The sequence below is a fragment of the Winogradskyella ouciana genome (genome assembly GCF_965284585.1).
GTDB classification, from domain to species: domain Bacteria; phylum Bacteroidota; class Bacteroidia; order Flavobacteriales; family Flavobacteriaceae; genus Winogradskyella; species Winogradskyella ouciana.
Window position 1 is genome coordinate 647,960 of sequence record NZ_OZ260095.1, and the last position, 18,530, is coordinate 666,489.

The window sequence follows — 18,530 nt, forward strand, 5'->3', positions numbered from 1 at the left end:
ACACCTGCTTAAAATAAATTAGCATTCTCCTTATTTTTCTGTTAAGTTTGGGTTTATTTTTCGACCTAAAACCCAATACCTAAAAATTACGTAGGTAATATAACGAACTGAAACACTTTACAAATGTCTAAAACATACTACGACCCAGCAGATTTAAGAAAATTTGGAAATATCACGGAATGGAGTGAAGAACTCGGCAATAAATTCTTTGACTACTACGGTAAAGTGTTTGAAGAAGGAGCATTAACTGCTCGCGAAAAATCACTTATTGCTTTGGCAGTTGCACATACGGAACAATGTCCATATTGTATCGATGCCTATACCAAAGACGGGCTTCAGCGAGGTGTTACTAAAGAAGAAATGATGGAAGCCATACATGTTGGTGCTGCTATAAAAAGCGGAGCAACTTTAGTGCATGGTGTACAAATGATGAATAAAGTGAATAAATTAGACGGATAAAAAAGCCCCTTTTTATTTCCCCTGAGGGGAAAAATCAATACGCATAAAATTAAATAAGCATAACAAACCCGAAACAGATTAATGGCGACAGCAACAAAATCCCTAAAAAAACAAGGAAGCGAACTAGCGAAAAGCAACAAACAACTTGAAATTCTCTCTAATGGAATTTTTCAAAATGGTGAATTGCCAACGTTTAAGAAAAAGATTTCTGAAACTAATCAGTTTCCCTTAAAAGCTAAAAAGCTCGAAATTCTTCAAATCAATGTAGGCTATATGTGCAATCAGGTTTGTGACCATTGCCATGTTGATGCTGGTCCAGACCGAAAAGAAATTATGACACGCGATACCATGCGTCAATGTCTAGAGGTCATTAAAAATACTGGAGCACATACTTTGGATTTAACTGGTGGTGCGCCAGAAATGAATCCTGATTTTAGATGGTTTGTTGAAGAAGCCGCAAAAGCTGGAATTAAAGACTTCATTGTACGTTCCAACCTTACTATTATTCGTGCAAATAAAAAGTATTACGATTTACCAGACTTCTTTAAAAAACACAACGTCCATGTTGTGAGCTCAATGCCACATTGGACACGTGGAAAAACGGATAAACAAAGAGGGGACGGTGTTTTTGATAAATCCATAAAAGCCTTACAAGAACTTAATGACAGAGGTTTCGGCATGCCAGATTCTGATTTAAGATTAGATTTAGTTTATAACCCTTCAGGAGCTTTTCTACCAGGAGACCAAGCCTCTATGGAGAAGGATTTTAAAAAGGCTTTATTAGAAGATTTCAATATTCATTTTCATAACCTATTTGCTATAACGAATTTACCAATTGCACGTTTCTTGGATTATTTAATAGCTTCAGAAAACTATGAAGATTATATGTATCAGTTAGTGGAAGCGTACAATCCTGCTGCAGTAGAGAATGTAATGTGTACCAATACGCTTTCTGTAAGTTGGGATGGGTATTTATTTGATTGCGATTTTAATCAGATGTTAGAATTGCCTGTGAATAGTAAAGTAAAACACATTTCAGAATATAACGAGGACCTACTTGAAGGTAGAAATATTGTAATTTCTCAACATTGTTACGGTTGTACGGCTGGTGCAGGAAGTAGTTGTCAAGGGAGTGTGGCATAATAAGTAAACAGTCGCAGTATGCAGTTAGCAGTTAAAAATAGAACTAATTTGTCATTTCAAACTCATGTGAGAAATCTCACTCTAATTATATGCGTTTGTTTTTCTCCCATAGTAAATGCTCAAGAAACGCTTACAGAGTTGTTGAAACGACATAATTCTGAAACTGTACCATATATCTCAGTTCAAGAATTGGCAATGCCCAAAACGGAAGCTGTGCTTTTGGATGCTAGAGAAACTGCAGAATATGAAGTTAGTCATATAAAGGATGCCATACATATTGGTTATAACGACTTTAACTTAGAAGAAACAACACAACAACTTAATGACAAACAACAAACCATCATCGTGTATTGTTCATTAGGTATTCGTTCAGAAGACATAGCAGAGCAGCTCCAAAAAGCTGGTTACACTAACGTTTATAATTTATTTGGTGGTATTTTTGAATGGAAAAACAATGACTTTTCGGTTTATGATTCCGAAGGTAAAACAGATAATATTCATGCCTTTTCCAAAGTATGGAGCAAATGGCTATTAAAAGGAAATAAGATATATGACTGATGCACTTGTCATTGTGTTTGTAAAGAACATAAAATTAGGAACCGTAAAAACTCGACTCGCCAAAACCATTGGCGACTATGGTGCTTTTGAGGTGTATTCAGAACTGGTTAAAATCACAGAAAAAGCAACGGAAGCTTTAGATATAGACAAACGTATTTATTTTTCTAATGCTGTGGTGGATACGCAATGGCCAAATGAATTTAAAACTGCTCAAAATGGTGTTGATTTAGGTGAGCGCATGCTCAATGCTTTTAAGGATGGCTTTCAATCTGGTTATAAAAGAATTGTGTTGATTGGTTCTGATTTGCCAGATATCAATTCAACTCATATTGAAAATGGTCTTGATGCATTGAAAACTAATGACGTGGTTTTCGGACCTGCGGAAGATGGCGGTTATTATCTTGTCGGAATGTCTAAAATGGAAGAATTAATCTTTAAAAACAAACCTTGGAGTCAAGCTAACCTATTAGAACTTACACTTCAAGAATTACAAGAAAAACAAACTAAAGTGGGGATTCTTGAAACCCTCAATGATATTGATACTTATGACGATTTAATCGCTTCAGACTTTTATAAAAACAATCAAAAACTACAAGAAAAAATACAACAGCTTAATGATTAAATTTATTATTGAAAGTACAGAATACCTTCAAAGTAAAGGTTTTGAAAATCCAGAAGTTGGTATCATTCTAGGTACTGGTTTAGGGCAGTTGATTGATAACATTGACATCATTGCCGAAGCGAGTTATAATCATATCCCAAATTTCCCAACAGCAACCGTAGAATTTCATAAAGGCAAATTGATTTATGGGAATTTAGGTGGAAAAAAAGTAGTGGTGATGCAAGGACGTTTTCATGTTTATGAAGGCTACACATTACAAGATGTAACATTTCCTGTTCGGATTATGGAAAAACTTGGCATAAAAACCTTATTGGTTTCTAATGCAGCTGGCGCCATAAATTTAGATTTCAAAAAAGGAGAGTTGATGTTAATCGATGATCATATTAATCTGCAAGGAAGCTCTCCTTTGGCATTTAAAGGTGTAGAGCAATTGGGTGAGCGATTTACGGACATGAGTGCACCATATAATCCTGAGATAAACGCAAAGTTTGAGTCCATAGCCAAAGAACACAATATAACCCTTCATAAAGGAGTGTATGCAAGTGTCGTTGGCCCACAGCTTGAAACACGTGCAGAATATAGAATGCTAAAAATTATTGGTTCTGATGCTGTTGGTATGAGTACCGTTCCTGAAATTATAGTTGCCAACCATTTAGGATTAAAAGTGGCCGCTGTGTCAGTTTTAACGGATGAATGCGACCCAGATAACCTTAAACCAGTAGATATTACTGAAATTATTGCCATGGCTGTAAAAGCTGAGCCGAATATGATTACTCTTTTTAAGGAACTTATTAAGAGTTTGACATAAAAAATAATGGGATTTTGATTTTATTAAGTCGAAATTCAAGTCCCAAATCAATTCTTTGAATTGACCATTGAAATGCAGAATATAAAAATTAAATCGTTAAGAATTTTTGAAGCCTTGGAAAAAATTTAGATTTTATTTTTGGTTTTCTTTCGTGAGAACGAAAGAAAAATTCCTCATTTCAATATGATTTTTTGGTTCGTTTTGTATCAAGACAAAATGAACAACGAAAAAAAGAAAATGCATATTAATTAAAATGAGATTCCTGCCTTCGCAGGAATGACAAAATTATGAGTTACTTAGAAGCTACAAACGACCTTTACAAAGAAGCTGCACTAACACCAGATGTTGGCTTATGCTGCACTACAAACCCTGTTTGGGAATTACCAGGATTAAAAATCCCAAGAATAATGCAAGAGATGAACTACGGTTGTGGTTCTACTGTACATGCAAGAGATTTAACCAATAACCCAAAAATGCTATATGTTGGCGTTGGAGGTGGTATGGAATTATTACAATTTTCATATTTCAACAGGCAAAAAGGTGGAGTTATTGGAGTTGATGTGGTTGATGAAATGTTAGAGGCCTCACGCAAAAATTTTAAAGTCGCTGAAAAGCAAAACGATTGGTTTAAATCAGAGTTTGTAGAGCTTAAAAAAGGGGATGCTATGAATCTTCCTGTTGAAGACAATAGTATAGATGTTGCAGCTCAAAACTGCTTGTTCAACATTTTTAAGGCTGAAGATTTGAAGAAAGCTATTGCAGAAATGTATCGTGTTTTAAAACCACATGGTCGTTTGGTGATGAGCGATCCAACCTGTGAGCAGCCTATGAATGATGAGCTACGAAATGACGATAGATTACGTGCATTATGTTTAAGTGGTAGTTTACCAATAGCTGAATATGTAAAAGCATTAACTGATGCTGGTTTTGGTACTATTGAAATAAGAGCACGTAAACCGTATAGAATTTTAGATCCTAAGCATTATAATACAGATGAATTAATCTATATAGAATCAATAGAAGTTGCTGCAATTAAAGATCCAATGCCTGCTGACGGCCCTTGTGTTTTTACAGGAAAAGCAGCCATTTACTTTGGTGATGAAGATTACATAGATGATAACGCTGGTCATATTTTGTTGAAAAATCAACCATTAGCGATTTGTGATAAGACTGCTGGTGCTTTGGCGAGTTTAGGAAGAGACGATATTTTTATCAGTGAATCTACCTATCATTATGATGGTGGAGGGTGTTGTTAGACTACATTGTCATTCCTGCGAAGTCAGGAATCCACTTTGAATTTAATAATAGAGATTCCTGCCTTCGCAGGAATGACAGATGGAAAAGTACATAGACATATTCAAAAAATCCTATTCCGATTACTGGAATTATCTCAAATACGAGCTCATTGACCTCAACCATTGGGATAACTTTTTTTACGGTCTTATTATAATTTCACTTTTGGTTTGGGTTTTGGAAATCGCTTTTCCTTGGCGAAAAAACCAATCTATTTTTAGAAAAGACTTTTGGCTAGACACTTTTTACATGTTTTTCAATTTCTTTTTACTAAATCTCATCGTCCTCATTGCTTTATCCAATACTGCTTCAGAACTATTTAATGATGTTTTAGGTCTAGTTGGTTTATCGCTTTCTGACATTCAGCTTTTTGATGTCGATGATTTACCGCAATGGCTGGGCTTATTAATTTTCTTCCTGATATCTGATTTTGTACAATGGAATACACATCGTCTACTACATCGTGTGCCTTGGCTTTGGAATTTCCATAAAGTGCATCACTCCGTAAAAGAAATGGGCTTTGCCGCACACTTACGCTATCATTGGATGGAGCCTGTGGTTTACAAGTCACTGCTTTATATTCCGATAGCGCTTATTGGTGGTTTTGATGCGCAAGACGTAGCCATAGTTTATTTCTTTACGATTGCTATTGGGCATTTAAATCATGCGAATTTGGGATGGGATTACGGCGTTTTAAAATACATTTTCAACAATCCTAAAATGCATATTTGGCACCATGCCAAAGCCTTACCCAAACATGTAAGGTATGGTGTTAATTATGGACTAACATTAAGTCTTTGGGATTATCTTTTTAAAACTGCTCATGTGCCGCACGACGGAAGGGATATTGAATTGGGTTTTAAAGGAGATGAAACCTTTCCTAAGGATTTTTTAAATCAAGAATTATATCCATTAAAGAAATGAAATACCTTTCAATTTTAGTAGTTGCAATATTAACCAGCGCTTGTTGTGGTGCAAAAAATACTGTTGAATCTCAACCCGAACAAGCAATGGAAGTTATTGTGGTTAAGGAAGTTCCTAATTCGGGTGAAAATGTAGTCGAAATTGAAAACTTAAGAGAAGAGGAAGTTGAAGAAATTGAAAATACACAGGTTGAGATCAAAACAAATTATGAAGCTGAAGATTTGTCAATTCATCAAGAAGTATCAAAACGCTTTTTGACTGAGCACCAACTATGGGATGAACTTTTAGAAAAACATGTTTCAGATGATGGAAAGATTAACTATTCAGGCTTTAAAAAAGACCATAAAGATCTATTGGGATATATCAGAATACTTCAAATTACATATGAAAAAAGAAATCTGGTAGAAGAAAGACCCCAAAACGAATTACTTGCCTATTGGATTAACGCTTACAACGCCTTGACTGTAGATTTAATTCTTCGTAATTATCCAACAGAAAGCATAAAAGACATTAAAGACCCTTGGGACCAACGCTTATGGCAGTTTGGTGACAAATGGTATAACCTTAATGATATTGAGCATGAAATGTTACGTAAAATGGACGAGCCACGTATTCATTTTGCCATTGTTTGTGCGTCCGTGTCTTGTCCTAAACTTCAAAATGAAGCCTTTACAGCATCAAAACTTGAAGAGCAATTAACCAATGCCACTAATGAATTTTTAGCTGACACTTCAAAAAATGAAATTTCAAAAGATGAAATCAAACTATCCAAAATCTTTAAGTGGTTTAAAAAAGACTTTGAGCAAAATGGAAGTTTAATTGATTTTCTGAACCAATATACTACTGTTACCATTTCAGAATCTGCAAAAAAAAGTTATAAAGATTATAATTGGGATTTGAATGATTAAACATTAGCTTGTCATTAATTACCTCGAATCTGGGATTTTTGAACTTGATTCAGAATCTCATTAAATCATAGATGCTGAAATAAATTCAGCATGACAATATTTAAACTAGTGAACTAAAACTGACCAAACTATATTTCCGTAAGTAACTATATGATAAGCATTATAATTCCTGTTTTAAACGAGTCTGAAACCATTAAAGATGTACTCCATCATTTAATTGATAACGCGTCGTTAAATTCAATTTCAGAAATTATAGTTGTTGATGGCGGAAGTACTGATAATACTAAAGACATTGTTAAATCTCTCGATTTAAACATTGTGCTTTTAGATTCAGAAAAAGGAAGAGCCAAACAAATGAATTTCGGAGCAAAGCATGCTAAAGGTGATATTCTATATTTTCTACATGCCGATTCTTTTCCTCCAAACAGATATGATAAATTTATTATTGACGAAGTCCATAAAGGTAATAATGCAGGATGCTTTAGACTTCAATTTGATAGTAACCATTGGTGGTTACGATTAGCAAGTTGGCTAACGCAATTCAGTTGCCGTGCATGTAGAGGTGGTGACCAAAGTCAATTTATAACACGTGCTTTGTTTGATGAAATAGGTGGTTATGACGAAAATTACATTATTTATGAAGATAACATTTTAATTAATGAACTCTACGCTCGCAATGAATTTGTAGTTATCAATAAAAAGCTAAAAACCTCAGCTAGGATGTATGATAAACATGGTGTCTGGAAAGTGCAATATCACTTCTGGACCATCTATGTGAAGAAATGGTTTGGTGCTTCAGCAGATGAGATGCTGGCTTATTATAAAAGGCATTTGTGTTAGGAAAATAAACCTTTAGTATTTATTTAAATATTTTTTCTATTTATTAAAGTATCTTAGCAACACACATTTAAGAGCTACTTAAAACGTCATGAGTTTCGAAAATAAGTCTGAAATAGGTATTGGGATATACACTGTTCCTGATTTAGCTGAAATCCTAAATCTAAAATATTACAAAGTTCAGAGATTACTGAATGAGTATTGGGATAAAAGGTTTGCAGAAGAATTAGGGAGTAAATATTCATGGTCTGATGGTAAATCTAAGGCTGTTAGTTTCCACACTTTAATTGAATTTTATATTTTTTTTCAATTAAAAGAAACTGGTATATCAACAAGAAATATTTTAAAAGCCCATACAGAATTATCAGAAATATTTGCTACACCCTTCCCTTTTGCAAATTCAGATGTTATTAATGGAATAAATTGTGTTGGTAAAAATGTATTATTTGAGTTCAAAAATAAAGATATAATCAATTTAGATTCTTCTAAACAGTTAAATCTAAAATTTATTAAAGCTTTCGCTAACAAAATAGATTTTGACAATGGCAACTTAGCGACAAGACTCTGGCCTTTAGGTAAAGAAAAAAGTATTGTAGTTGACCCGAATTACAAGTTAGGTTTGCCTACTATTCAAGGTACAAACATTTACCCAGAATCAATCTACCAACTTCATTTAGCAGAGGAACCAATAAAATTCATTGCATCGACTTATTCAATTACTATAAACGAAGTCAAAGATGCAATAGCATTTTGTAAAAAAGCTGCTTGATGACAATAATTTATATTGATGAAAATTTCGCACCTCAATTGGCAAAAAGCCTAAACTTAATTCAAGAACACTTGAATTTAAAAGAAAAAAATCGATACAAGGTTATTTCCATACAAGATAGATTTGGCAGAGGTGTTCAAGATGAAGATTGGATTCCAATTGCAGGTAAAGAAGGTGCAATTGTTATCACTCAAGATTTGAGAATTCAGACCACACGACACCAAAGGGATTTATATATTAAATATGGCTTAGGAGTTTTCTTTATGAAAGCACCATCCAAAAAGGGTTTTTCATTTTGGGAAATGACAATGCAGTTAATTAAAAGATGGCCTGAAATAAAAAAATTATCTTCAAAAACCAAACGACCTTTTGCATTCAGATGCACCTCTAAACAGTTACACTTTGAACTTTTAGATTAAAATCCTATTTAATTCCTACCATCCTCATCTGGATAAAGCTTGGGCAATGTATCACTTTGAAAAATTTCCTTTGTATCAATGTCTATGGCAGACAACATACCTGTAAATGCTGCACCAGTATCTACATTCCAAACATTGGCTTTATTCATCGGCTCGTAACTGTGACTGCGCAAGGTTGGTGTGTGACCGATGTAAATTTCAGAATAATGCTTTAATCGATTTGGGTAATTATCTGCGTCTTTTTTTATACGCTTATCCATAGTCTGCACCATTTCCCATAGTGTACGGTCCGTGCAAAAGCTTTGTTCAAATTTTTCTTCCTTTACACCGTGCATTGAGGTAAAACCCGCATGCACAAACAGCCTATTGTGATCGTCTATATAGTACATTGGCATAGTCTGAAAAAACTCTAAATGCTTTTGTTTGTCGTCTTTTGAAAAATCTTTATAACTTTCAATGGTGCCTTTTCCTCCATGGTATAACCAAACTGGTGGCGCCGTACCATGCTGTAACCATTTTTCGCACCAAATATCGTGGTTGCCTTTTATAAACACACATTCATTTTTTTCTGAAAGTTCTATTAAATATTGAATGACTTGTGCAGATTCGCTCCAACCATCAACATAATCACCTAAAAAGATGAGTTTATCATCTTTGGTAACTTTAGCGCGTTCTAAAAGTTGGGTTAAACCTCTCAGTCCTCCATGAATATCGCCAATTGCTAATGTCCGCATATAAATTAATTGTATTTTGTGTAGTAAGATTGAATAACTTTTTCAACAGGTTTGTTTTGAGGAGTAAACATTGGGTTTTCTGCACCTCCAACTTTGTCGTGCTTATGAAACCACTTCCATACAAAACCTCCTGCAAACCAATCTTCTTTCCAAAAGGTTTCAAAAAGTGCTTTTGTAGTGTTTACTTGGGCTTCAAGGTTTACATCTCTCATCGTGTGATCAGATTGCCATGGTTCTTTTCCACTAAAATCCACACTTCTATAACCATATTCGGTAAATAAAATCGGTCTGTTTAGTTGTTCCGAAAATTGTTTTATCATTGGTTTGTGCTTCTCCCATCCTTTTAGGCAATCTTCAACCGAAGGTGTTTTTTCGTTACTTATCGGGAAATAGGCATCTATACCTACATAATCTAATTGATCCCAAAAGGGAGTGCGTTTATATTCATCCCAATTGGCTGCATAAGTGAGTTTGCCTTTATAAATGTTTTTTATTTTGATTATGAGACCGTTCCAATATTCTGGTCTATGTTTTATAAAATTTTCGAGCTCAGTACCAATGCAAAATATTTCGGCATTAACTTCTTCTGCCAATTCAGCATATTCCAAAATAAAATCTAAATATGAGGATTCCAAAAGTTTCCAATTAGCTTCTGTTTTCATTTCTAGGAAACCGGTAAAAAATCCATGGGTAATCCAAAGTTGTGGTTTCACCATAATTTTAATATTTGCCTTACGCAGCTCTTCGATGTACTGCTTAGCTCCTGCCCTAGTTTCACCATACCATTGTCTATTTGTATTATGAACTATAGTTGGGTTATCTAAATTTCTAATGAACCCAAAAGGCATAATCGCTGCACTATTTGCACCGACATTTACTAACGGATTGACGTGCGTTGTATCTACAGCACCCCTTGCGGCTACAAAACTCACTCCATTAAATTTTACAGGCTTAAAGGGTACTGCAGCACAACCCACTAAAACGAAAACCAAAAGGAACTGTAAAAAATATCTCATACTGTAAATTTATGCCTAAATTTAAAAGAAATTGAACTATCGCTGTTAAGGTTTTATCAAATCCTTCGACATAAAGATATCTAACTACAAAAGTTTCCCGACTTCTCGGGCCTAAAAAATGGAGCACATTGTTATTATTGGCAACGGAATTTCTGGTGTTACACTTGCAAGGCATATTAGAAAACTTTCAGACAAAAGAATTACAATAATTTCTGCTGAAACCGATTACTTCTTTTCCCGTACAGCACTAATGTACATTTATATGGGCCACATGACCTACGAGCACACCAAACCTTACGAAGATTGGTTTTGGAAGAAGAATAGAATTGAGTTGAAAAAAGGTTATGTGAAACATATTGAAACCAAATCAAAAACGCTTCATTTTGCTGAAGGAGATTCAATGACCTACGACAAATTGGTCATTGCCACAGGAAGCAAACCCAATAAATTCGGCTGGCCAGGACAAGATTTAAAAGGCGTACAAGGATTGTACACCAAACAAGATGTGGACCAACTCGAAATTGATGCGCCAAACAACAAGGTCTGTAAACGTGCCGTGATAGTAGGTGGAGGTTTAATAGGCATTGAATTGGCCGAAATGTTGAATTCAAGAAATATTCCTGTTACATTTTTAGTTAGAGAATCGAGTTTTTGGAATGGTGTTTTACCAGAAGGCGAAAGCCAAATGATCAATAGGCATATTAAAAACCATCATATAGATTTACGTTTATCGACAAATCTGAAAGAAATAAAATCGGACGAAAACGGAAAAGCAAAATCGGTTATTATCGAAGAAACCGGAGAGGAAATTCCATGTGATTTAGTGGGATTAACTGCTGGAGTGTCACCCAATATTGATTTTCTAAAGGATTCTGAAATTGAAACTGACAAGGGAGTAAAGGTTAACAAATATCTCGAAACCAATGTTGAAGATGTCTATGCCGTTGGCGACTGTGCTGAGCAACAAGAACCCAGTGAAAATCGTAGACCAATCGAAGCCGTTTGGTACACGGGACGTATGATGGGAGAAGTTTTAGCGCAAACGCTTTGTGGCAACAAGATGGCTTATAATCCTGGTCACTGGTTTAATTCTGCCAAATTTATGGATATTGAATACCAAACCTATGGTTGGGTACATGGCAGTAAAGGACGACCGGATTATGAACAACATTTTCACTGGAAACATGAGGATGATACCAAATGCATCACAATTGCATTCAACAAAGACACTAGTGAATTTTTGGGAATCAACACCTTTGGGATTCGAATGAAACACGACACTTTTGATAAATGGCTGACAGAAAAACGCGATATTGATTTTGTGGTTAAGAATTTAAGACAAGCCAATTTTGATCCAGAGTTTTACGACCATTATGAAAAAGAAATTTTAAACGCATACAACAGACAATTACAACCATCATAATAATTTAGGAGACCTCACAGGTTTTGGAAACCTGTGAGGTCTGTGTAACTTGAAGCAATGAAATACGAACCAATAATAAAAGATTCCTATTACCACATCTATAATTGCGGGAATAATAAAGAAGATATATTTATCGAAGAACGTAATTATGCTTATTTCCTTTCGCTTCTAAAAAAACATATTCTACCAGTAGCTGAACTCTTATCTTATTGCCTACTTAAAAATCACTTTCATCTACTCGTAAAAACTAAAAGTAATGTTGAAGATAAATTTATTTCACAAGCATTTTCTAATTGTTTTAACGCTTATACGAAAGCTATAAATAAAGCTTATGGTAGAACAGGGAGCCTATTTCAAGATAGATTTTCAAGAATTAAAATAACCGATGAGGAATATCTGAAATCGTTAATAATTTATATTAATAACAATGCAGTGCATCATGGATTTACTCAAGATGTTTCTTCTTATAAATATTCCTCTTACCAAGCATTGGTTTCTGACAAACCAACTCTTTTAAGTAGAACATTTATAATTAACCTTTTTGAAAACACTGAAAATTTTTCCATGGTATTACATTCCAAAAAAGAATACTATTGAAGAACTAACTTTAGAATAAGAATTTAGACCTCACAGGTTTCTAAAACCTGTGAGGTCTCCAAACAAAAAACAATGAACACACCAAACCCAAGTATGTCGCTTACAAAGCCAGAAGCTTTTGATTTATCAACAAAGCAACGCATTTACCTTGCCATTGGGATGATTGGACTTATGGTTTTAACGTTAGCGACATTCAATATTACATTTCCCTATCGCAAAATTACACTAACGGTATCCTTGCTCGCTATAATAATCGGCACCATACTTTTTGCGAATGATTTGTACCTCAATAAAATGGCTGGAATTAAGAACGATGGAGTGATGTTTAAATCTATCTCATCTCGCGGACTTTGGGCATGGATTTCCGGATTGGCATTAACAGGATTTTATATTGTTCTCTATTTTAAAGCAGGTTGGTTAGGGCTTGGGGCTGATGGTGCAGAAAACACAGGTTTGGTTGCGCTTTTTGATCCACTGAGTAGATTACTTAATGGTGGACAAGCCAGCCAGTGGTTTGTTTATGGCGTATTCTATACCATTGCCATATTAGTATTTGGTTATAAATTTTTGTTGAAATACAGACACAATAAATACGAACGATTACGAACTTATTCCGTAATGTTTTTTCAATTATCGTTTGCGTTTTTGATTCCAGAGTTTATGTCGCGATTAAACTCAGAATCCTTCAGTTTACCGTATTACGATCTAAAAAATATTTGGCCGCTTAATTACTATAATTTTGAGCAGTATAGAGTCGATTCAATGATTGATGCAGGCGATATCGGTTTGGCAATGTTAATCTTCGGAATACTTTCAATTTTTGTCATCACACCAATCCTAACCTACAAATATGGAAAGCGCTGGTACTGTTCATGGGTTTGCGGTTGTGGTGGTCTAGCGGAAACCGCTGGTGATCCCTTTAGGCATTTAAGTGACAAACGTAAGTTTGCCTGGAAAATTGAACGATGGGTCGTACATAGTGTGGTGGTTTTTGTGGTCTTAATGACTACGGCAGTTGTGTATTCGTATTTAGGAGATGATAGCAGTAAATATTGGTTAACAAAGAGTACATTCCTTATCAGCGTTGCCGTTTTATTGACCGTAGTTTTTGCCTTGGCAATGATTTTTAAAAGAGACCAATTGGCCAAAGATGCGCAATATGGTGCCATTGGCTATTTTGTGATTATACTAGTGCTGTTAGGTATGCATTATTTTAATGGCACTAATTTATTTTTATTTAAAGCCGAAACCCTGAGATCAACTTATGGGTTTTTAATTGGAGCTATATTCTCAGGTGTTATAGGAACAGGATTTTATCCAATTTTCGGGAATCGCGTATGGTGCCGTTTTGGTTGCCCTATGGCTGCTATTCTTGGATTTCAACAACGCTTATTTTCGAGATTTAGAATTACGACCAATGGAGGCCAGTGTATTTCTTGCGGAAACTGTTCTACCTATTGCGAGATGGGAATCGATGTAAGAGCTTATGCCCAAAAAGGTGAAAACATTATACGCTCAAGTTGTGTTGGCTGTGGTATTTGTTCTGCCGTATGTCCAAGAGGTGTCTTAAAACTAGAAAACGATTCCATGAAAGGCCGCATTAACTCGAACGAAATTTTATTGGGTAATGATGTTGACCTTATGGATTTAGTAAATCAGAAATAAGAAGTCTATTTTTGCATCTTCAAACTAACTAAATGACCAAAATTGTTGTCATCATTCCTGCTTTTAATGAGGAAGAATCCATTGCGCAAGTTATAAAGGATATTCCTTCTATAGTTGATGAAGTTATTGTAGTGAGCAACGATTCAACAGACCAAACGGAAACCAATGCTAAAAATGCAGGTGCTACTGTCTTAACAGAATCGCGAAAAGGTTATGGTTATGCTTGTCTTAAAGGCATGGAATACATTGCTCGCTTCGATGACGCTCAGCGACCAGATATCGTCGTTTTTTTAGATGGAGATTACAGTGATTATCCCGAAGAACTGACCAAAATAATTCAACCTATAACAGAAGAGAATATAGATTTTGTCGTAGGAGCAAGAGTTAAAGAATTACGCGAGGCTGGCTCAATGACGTTTCCTCAAATTTTTGGTAATTGGCTAGCAACAAGTCTGATGCGTTTATTTTTTCGCTCAAAATTTACCGATCTTGGTCCCTTTAGAGCCATTAAGTACGATAAGTTGTTAGCGTTGAACATGGAAGATAAAACCTATGGTTGGACAGTAGAGATGCAACTTAAAGCTCTTAAGCAAAAATTGAGTTATAAAGAAGTTCCTGTACGATATAAAAACAGAATAGGTGTCTCAAAAGTTTCAGGTACGGTAAAAGGTGCTATCTTTGCAGGCGTAAAAATCCTAACTTGGATTTTCAAATATAGTTTTAAGTGATTTATTTACAATATTTCATCATCATTGTTTACACCATTGCCATTGTACTTATTTTCTTGTACGCATTGGCTCAGCTTAATTTACTTTACAATTACCTATCCTCAAAAAAGAAAAGGGAAAAGTGTGTTACCTTTGACCTTTCCAACCCTGAAGAGGTACCTTATGTAACCATTCAGCTTCCGGTATTTAATGAGATGTATGTTATGGAGCGCCTGCTCGATAATATAGCACGGATAGAATATCCTCGTGAAAAACTGGAAATTCAGGTTTTAGATGATTCTACAGACGAAACCGTACATTCCACAAAAGCTCATGTTGAAAAATTAGCCGCTACAGGTCTTGATATAAAGCACATTACAAGGACCAATAGAGCTGGTTTTAAAGCAGGTGCATTAAAAGAAGGTTTAAAAATTGCCAAGGGAGATTTTATTGCCATTTTTGATGCTGATTTTTTACCACAGCCCAATTGGTTAAAACGTACCATTCCTTATTTTAAGAATGAAGAAATAGGCGTCGTCCAAACACGTTGGGGACACATTAACCGTAATTATTCTTTGCTTACAAAAATTCAGGCATTTGCTTTGGATGCACATTTTACTTTAGAGCAAGTTGGCAGAAATAGCAAAGGACACTTTATCAACTTTAACGGTACAGCTGGTATCTGGCGGAAAAAATGCATCATCGATGCTGGTAATTGGGAAGGTGATACTTTAACTGAAGATTTAGATTTAAGCTACAGAGCACAACTTAAAAATTGGAAGTTTAAGTATCTGGAAGATGTTGAGACTCCAGCAGAATTGCCTGTAGTCATCAGTGCCGCAAGATCACAACAATTCCGTTGGAATAAAGGTGGTGCCGAGAACTTTAGAAAAATGCTTAAACGCGTAATTAAGTCCGAGAATATTTCAACAAAAACCAAAGTTCATGGTTTACTACATTTACTGAATAGCACCATGTTTTTGAGTATTTTTATTGTAGCGGTCTTAAGTATTCCCATGCTATACATAAAGAATGAATACGCTCATTTACGTGACTATTTTTATGTAATGAGTTTCTTCATTATGAGTACCATCATATTCTTTGTGTGCTATTGGTTTATGTATCGCAACATCTATGGTAGTGGCTTTAAAAAGTTCTTTGGATATATTGGCATGTTTTTTACGTTTTTCTCTATCGCAATGGGCTTTTCGTTGCACAATTCAATTGCCGTGATAGAAGGCCATGCTGGTAAGCGAAGTGAATTTGTGCGTACGCCAAAATTCAACATCAGCACCATTAGAGACTCATGGAAAGGCAACAAATATCTTAGAAAGAAATTATCACCTCACGTAATAATAGAAGGTATTTTGATGCTGTATTTTGCTTTTGGTATGTACAGCGCTTTTGTCGTTGGAGACCAAGGAGGAGACTTTGGGTTATTCCCTTTTCACCTTATGCTTTTTATTGGGTTTGGTTATGTATTTTTTAAGTCTTTGAGTTCTAAGGTTTAATTTTGACACAGATTACACTGATTCTCACGGATGTTTTGCACAACGTTTTGGTTTCCTTGCAGCTTTGCGAGAATATTTGAAGCCAATTTCTAACCTAGCTTCTGTCTTCAAACGGAATAATGACTCCCTTTTCTAAATAATTTTTTAAGCCGTTTAACAACATTGCCCAACAGAAGGATGAGTGTTTAAAATGATTATTACATTCTGGCCAATCTTTATGAAAAAAGTTGAGGCAAGTTCCGTTTTCTTTTTCCTTTAGTTCAAACCCAAATGTTGTTGGATTCCAATCATCATCAGATTTTGTCATTTTAAAATGAATGTGATCATCTTGCTCACAGCTCACTACCTCAGCGTACCAATCGTACTCATCTGTAAAATTAAAGTTATAGGATTTCCCTACTTTAGGGATTCCAGAACATTTCAAAGGCCACCAATTGACCAAATGATCTGGATGTGAAACTGCATAATAAACACTTGCCTTATCGCTCTTAATAATAAAATTGAAGTAAATGGAATGACTCATAACCTTAGTTTTTATGAATTAAAGTTATTAATCTTTTTTTAAACTCGGTTTTGCCAATTTTAAATAGTTCTATCTTTCTTCTGTACATTAAATTTAGCTTAAAAAAAATAACAAAATTCAATGTACTTCAGGAACCACTGCGTTAGCACATAATTTTTTTTAATTTGATAACGAGTCAATTTTCAAACTAAAAAAATCATGTACTTTTGAATTTATGCTCGGGCTATCCAACCTTATAAAATATCATAAGATTCCACTACTCTTCATTATTTTGAGTGGTGTTTTTTATGTTTCATTTGGTTATGATTTAGAACGAACGGATAGTGAAAAACTGCTCGTATTGTATGTGGCTCTGTTTGCATTTGCTTTTCAAATTATAAAATTGTCTGGCTTTCACTTCAGGCTGCTTGTAATAGCTTCAATAGTATTCCGATTGCTGTTTTTGTTTGCCATACCCAACTTATCACAGGATTTTTACCGTTTTATATGGGACGGTAGAATGATTTTAGAAGGCTTAAATCCTTATCTCTATACGCCTGATTCGTTTATACAAAATGGTAAGCTTCCTGTTAAACAAGCACAAGAACTATACAACGGTATGGGAGCATTGAGTTCTTCGCACTTTACCAATTATCCTCCATTAAATCAATTATGTTTTACTATCGCTGCACTGTTTTCTGGAAAAAGTATTTTGGGCTCTGTAATAGTGATGCGTGTTATAATTATCGCGGCTGATATTGGTACGCTTTATTTTGGAAAAAAACTGTTAGAGCGTCTTAAAGTACCTTCTAAAAGAATCTTTTGGTACATTCTTAACCCGTTTATAATTATTGAACTCACTGGCAACCTTCATTTTGAAGGAGTGATGATTTTCTTCCTGGTTTGGAGTTTGTATCTACTTCATTGTGGTAAATGGAAATGGGCAGCTGTAGTTTTGGCTTGCTCTATTTCCGTAAAGCTGATTCCGTTGATGTTTTTGCCTTTGTTTTTTTGGTGGTTTTCTGAACACAAAAAAGATGCTTCGACTGCGCTCAGCATGACAAAATTGTTGTCATTTTATACCATAGTCGGTATAACTACACTAATGTTATTCCTGCCATTCTTCTCTATGAAGTTCATCAATAATTACACAGAAACTGTTGGGCTTTGGTTTGGTGATTTTGAGTTTAATGCAAGTATCTATTATCTCGCTAGAGAAATTGGCTATGCCATAACTGGCTATAACGAAATTGCTATTATTGGGAAAATACTACCCATAGTAACCTTGATTATAATCTTAGGGTTTTCATTTTTTAAAAAGAACCATACTATTCCAAAATTAACCACTTCTATCCTACTGACTTTTACTTGTTATTTATTTTTAAGTACAACGGTACATCCGTGGTATATCGCCACTTTGGTAATACTATGTGTATTTACACATTATAGATTCCCTTTGGCTTGGTCCTTGGTTGTTGTTTTAAGCTATTTGGCCTATTTAAATGTTGACAATTCTGAAAATCTTTGGATAATTGCTTTAGAATACATTATCGTATTTTCGGTGTTTATTTGGGAGTTATGGCAAAAAAGAAAGCTGCCAGTTTCCTAGCAGCTCCTTAAATTTTATTATTAAAA

At 34.9% G+C, this 18,530-nt stretch carries 20 protein-coding genes; 17 read left to right on the plus strand and 3 right to left on the minus strand.

Annotation, left to right across the window (positions count from 1 at the left end; genetic code table 11):
* Positions 1-123 precede the first annotated feature (123 nt).
* The 11 genes from ACQ65V_RS02915 to ACQ65V_RS02965 all read left to right on the plus strand — a co-directional run bounded on the left by ACQ65V_RS02915 (position 124) and on the right by ACQ65V_RS02965 (position 8,740).
* A complete protein-coding gene (locus ACQ65V_RS02915; RefSeq protein WP_155088269.1) occupies positions 124-459 on the plus strand; it encodes an arsenosugar biosynthesis-associated peroxidase-like protein in 336 nt (111 codons plus the stop codon).
* 81 nt (positions 460-540) lie between these two features.
* Entirely contained in the window at positions 541-1,602 is a 1,062-nt protein-coding gene (gene arsS, locus ACQ65V_RS02920) for an arsenosugar biosynthesis radical SAM (seleno)protein ArsS (RefSeq protein WP_430466809.1), read from the plus strand.
* 18 nt (positions 1,603-1,620) lie between these two features.
* Complete coding sequence (locus tag ACQ65V_RS02925; protein WP_430466810.1) at positions 1,621-2,160, plus strand: rhodanese-like domain-containing protein; 540 nt, start codon at positions 1,621-1,623, stop codon at positions 2,158-2,160.
* Positions 2,153-2,782: a TIGR04282 family arsenosugar biosynthesis glycosyltransferase gene (locus ACQ65V_RS02930; protein WP_273291039.1), complete on the plus strand. Its 630-nt coding sequence runs from the start codon at positions 2,153-2,155 to the stop codon at positions 2,780-2,782. Before ACQ65V_RS02925 ends, ACQ65V_RS02930 begins: the two co-directional genes overlap by 8 nt.
* On the plus strand, positions 2,775-3,590 hold the full coding sequence (locus tag ACQ65V_RS02935; RefSeq protein ID WP_430466811.1) for a purine-nucleoside phosphorylase: 816 nt from the start codon (positions 2,775-2,777) through the stop codon (positions 3,588-3,590). Before ACQ65V_RS02930 ends, ACQ65V_RS02935 begins: the two co-directional genes overlap by 8 nt.
* A gap of 287 nt (positions 3,591-3,877) precedes the next feature.
* Positions 3,878-4,846, plus strand: coding sequence for an arsenosugar biosynthesis arsenite methyltransferase ArsM (gene arsM / locus ACQ65V_RS02940; protein ID WP_430466812.1), 969 nt, complete (start codon positions 3,878-3,880; stop codon positions 4,844-4,846).
* A gap of 79 nt (positions 4,847-4,925) precedes the next feature.
* Complete coding sequence (locus ACQ65V_RS02945; protein ID WP_430466813.1) at positions 4,926-5,807, plus strand: sterol desaturase family protein; 882 nt, start codon at positions 4,926-4,928, stop codon at positions 5,805-5,807.
* The gene (locus tag ACQ65V_RS02950) at positions 5,804-6,715 is read left to right on the plus strand and encodes a DUF547 domain-containing protein (protein WP_430466814.1); all 912 of its coding nucleotides are present in this window, start codon (positions 5,804-5,806) and stop codon (positions 6,713-6,715) included. Before ACQ65V_RS02945 ends, ACQ65V_RS02950 begins: the two co-directional genes overlap by 4 nt.
* A 150-nt stretch (positions 6,716-6,865) precedes the next feature.
* A complete protein-coding gene (locus ACQ65V_RS02955) occupies positions 6,866-7,555 on the plus strand; it encodes a TIGR04283 family arsenosugar biosynthesis glycosyltransferase (protein ID WP_430466815.1) in 690 nt (229 codons plus the stop codon).
* Between the two features lie 88 nt (positions 7,556-7,643).
* Positions 7,644-8,321 carry a DUF433 domain-containing protein gene (locus tag ACQ65V_RS02960; RefSeq protein WP_430466816.1) on the plus strand — a complete coding sequence of 226 codons (678 nt, stop codon included), beginning with the start codon at positions 7,644-7,646 and terminating at the stop codon, positions 8,319-8,321.
* Complete coding sequence (locus tag ACQ65V_RS02965; protein WP_430466817.1) at positions 8,321-8,740, plus strand: hypothetical protein; 420 nt, start codon at positions 8,321-8,323, stop codon at positions 8,738-8,740. The genes ACQ65V_RS02960 and ACQ65V_RS02965 overlap by 1 nt, the downstream gene beginning before the upstream one ends.
* A gap of 8 nt (positions 8,741-8,748) precedes the next feature.
* Here the strand turns inward: ACQ65V_RS02965 and ACQ65V_RS02970 are convergent, their stop codons facing one another.
* Positions 8,749-9,474, minus strand: a complete 726-nt coding sequence (locus tag ACQ65V_RS02970) for a metallophosphoesterase family protein (protein ID WP_430466818.1) — start codon at positions 9,472-9,474, stop codon at positions 8,749-8,751.
* A 5-nt stretch (positions 9,475-9,479) separates the two neighbouring features.
* Positions 9,480-10,490 carry a glycoside hydrolase family 113 gene (locus ACQ65V_RS02975; protein WP_430466819.1) on the minus strand — a complete coding sequence of 337 codons (1,011 nt, stop codon included), beginning with the start codon at positions 10,488-10,490 and terminating at the stop codon, positions 9,480-9,482.
* 118 nt (positions 10,491-10,608) lie between these two features.
* Between ACQ65V_RS02975 and ACQ65V_RS02980 the strand changes: the two genes are divergently transcribed.
* The 5 genes from ACQ65V_RS02980 to ACQ65V_RS03000 all read left to right on the plus strand — a co-directional run bounded on the left by ACQ65V_RS02980 (position 10,609) and on the right by ACQ65V_RS03000 (position 16,393).
* Positions 10,609-11,913: an NAD(P)/FAD-dependent oxidoreductase gene (locus ACQ65V_RS02980; RefSeq protein ID WP_430466820.1), complete on the plus strand. Its 1,305-nt coding sequence runs from the start codon at positions 10,609-10,611 to the stop codon at positions 11,911-11,913.
* A 57-nt stretch (positions 11,914-11,970) separates the two neighbouring features.
* On the plus strand, positions 11,971-12,510 hold the full coding sequence (locus ACQ65V_RS02985; RefSeq protein WP_155088257.1) for a transposase: 540 nt from the start codon (positions 11,971-11,973) through the stop codon (positions 12,508-12,510).
* A 72-nt stretch (positions 12,511-12,582) separates the two neighbouring features.
* Positions 12,583-14,175: a 4Fe-4S binding protein gene (locus ACQ65V_RS02990; RefSeq protein WP_430466821.1), complete on the plus strand. Its 1,593-nt coding sequence runs from the start codon at positions 12,583-12,585 to the stop codon at positions 14,173-14,175.
* A gap of 32 nt (positions 14,176-14,207) precedes the next feature.
* A complete protein-coding gene (locus ACQ65V_RS02995) occupies positions 14,208-14,903 on the plus strand; it encodes a glycosyltransferase family 2 protein (RefSeq protein WP_430466822.1) in 696 nt (231 codons plus the stop codon).
* On the plus strand, positions 14,903-16,393 hold the full coding sequence (locus ACQ65V_RS03000) for a cellulose synthase family protein (RefSeq protein ID WP_273291098.1): 1,491 nt from the start codon (positions 14,903-14,905) through the stop codon (positions 16,391-16,393). The genes ACQ65V_RS02995 and ACQ65V_RS03000 overlap by 1 nt, the downstream gene beginning before the upstream one ends.
* 94 nt (positions 16,394-16,487) lie before the next feature.
* On the opposite strand, the gene ACQ65V_RS03005 is transcribed toward ACQ65V_RS03000, so the two are convergent.
* On the minus strand, positions 16,488-16,916 hold the full coding sequence (locus ACQ65V_RS03005) for an SRPBCC family protein (protein ID WP_430466823.1): 429 nt from the start codon (positions 16,914-16,916) through the stop codon (positions 16,488-16,490).
* Between the two features lie 214 nt (positions 16,917-17,130).
* Between ACQ65V_RS03005 and ACQ65V_RS03010 the strand changes: the two genes are divergently transcribed.
* Entirely contained in the window at positions 17,131-18,504 is a 1,374-nt protein-coding gene (locus ACQ65V_RS03010) for a mannosyltransferase (protein ID WP_430466824.1), read from the plus strand.
* The last annotated feature ends 26 nt before the right edge of the window (positions 18,505-18,530 follow it).

Coding starts and splice junctions, on each gene's coding strand:
- ACQ65V_RS02995 (WP_430466822.1), top strand. CDS start 14,208: ATGACCAAAATTGTTGTCATCATTCCTGCTTTTAATGAGGAAGAATCC.
- ACQ65V_RS02970 (WP_430466818.1), bottom strand. CDS start 9,474: ATGCGGACATTAGCAATTGGCGATATTCATGGAGGACTGAGAGGTTTA.
- ACQ65V_RS02950 (WP_430466814.1), top strand. CDS start 5,804: ATGAAATACCTTTCAATTTTAGTAGTTGCAATATTAACCAGCGCTTGT.
- ACQ65V_RS02955 (WP_430466815.1), top strand. CDS start 6,866: ATGATAAGCATTATAATTCCTGTTTTAAACGAGTCTGAAACCATTAAA.
- ACQ65V_RS02915 (WP_155088269.1), top strand. CDS start 124: ATGTCTAAAACATACTACGACCCAGCAGATTTAAGAAAATTTGGAAAT.
- ACQ65V_RS02990 (WP_430466821.1), top strand. CDS start 12,583: ATGAACACACCAAACCCAAGTATGTCGCTTACAAAGCCAGAAGCTTTT.
- ACQ65V_RS02975 (WP_430466819.1), bottom strand. CDS start 10,490: ATGAGATATTTTTTACAGTTCCTTTTGGTTTTCGTTTTAGTGGGTTGT.
- ACQ65V_RS02985 (WP_155088257.1), top strand. CDS start 11,971: ATGAAATACGAACCAATAATAAAAGATTCCTATTACCACATCTATAAT.
- ACQ65V_RS02925 (WP_430466810.1), top strand. CDS start 1,621: ATGCAGTTAGCAGTTAAAAATAGAACTAATTTGTCATTTCAAACTCAT.
- ACQ65V_RS03010 (WP_430466824.1), top strand. CDS start 17,131: ATGCTCGGGCTATCCAACCTTATAAAATATCATAAGATTCCACTACTC.
- ACQ65V_RS02965 (WP_430466817.1), top strand. CDS start 8,321: ATGACAATAATTTATATTGATGAAAATTTCGCACCTCAATTGGCAAAA.
- ACQ65V_RS02945 (WP_430466813.1), top strand. CDS start 4,926: ATGGAAAAGTACATAGACATATTCAAAAAATCCTATTCCGATTACTGG.
- ACQ65V_RS02930 (WP_273291039.1), top strand. CDS start 2,153: ATGACTGATGCACTTGTCATTGTGTTTGTAAAGAACATAAAATTAGGA.
- ACQ65V_RS02935 (WP_430466811.1), top strand. CDS start 2,775: ATGATTAAATTTATTATTGAAAGTACAGAATACCTTCAAAGTAAAGGT.
- arsM (WP_430466812.1), top strand. CDS start 3,878: ATGAGTTACTTAGAAGCTACAAACGACCTTTACAAAGAAGCTGCACTA.
- ACQ65V_RS02980 (WP_430466820.1), top strand. CDS start 10,609: ATGGAGCACATTGTTATTATTGGCAACGGAATTTCTGGTGTTACACTT.
- ACQ65V_RS03005 (WP_430466823.1), bottom strand. CDS start 16,916: ATGAGTCATTCCATTTACTTCAATTTTATTATTAAGAGCGATAAGGCA.
- arsS (WP_430466809.1), top strand. CDS start 541: ATGGCGACAGCAACAAAATCCCTAAAAAAACAAGGAAGCGAACTAGCG.
- ACQ65V_RS02960 (WP_430466816.1), top strand. CDS start 7,644: ATGAGTTTCGAAAATAAGTCTGAAATAGGTATTGGGATATACACTGTT.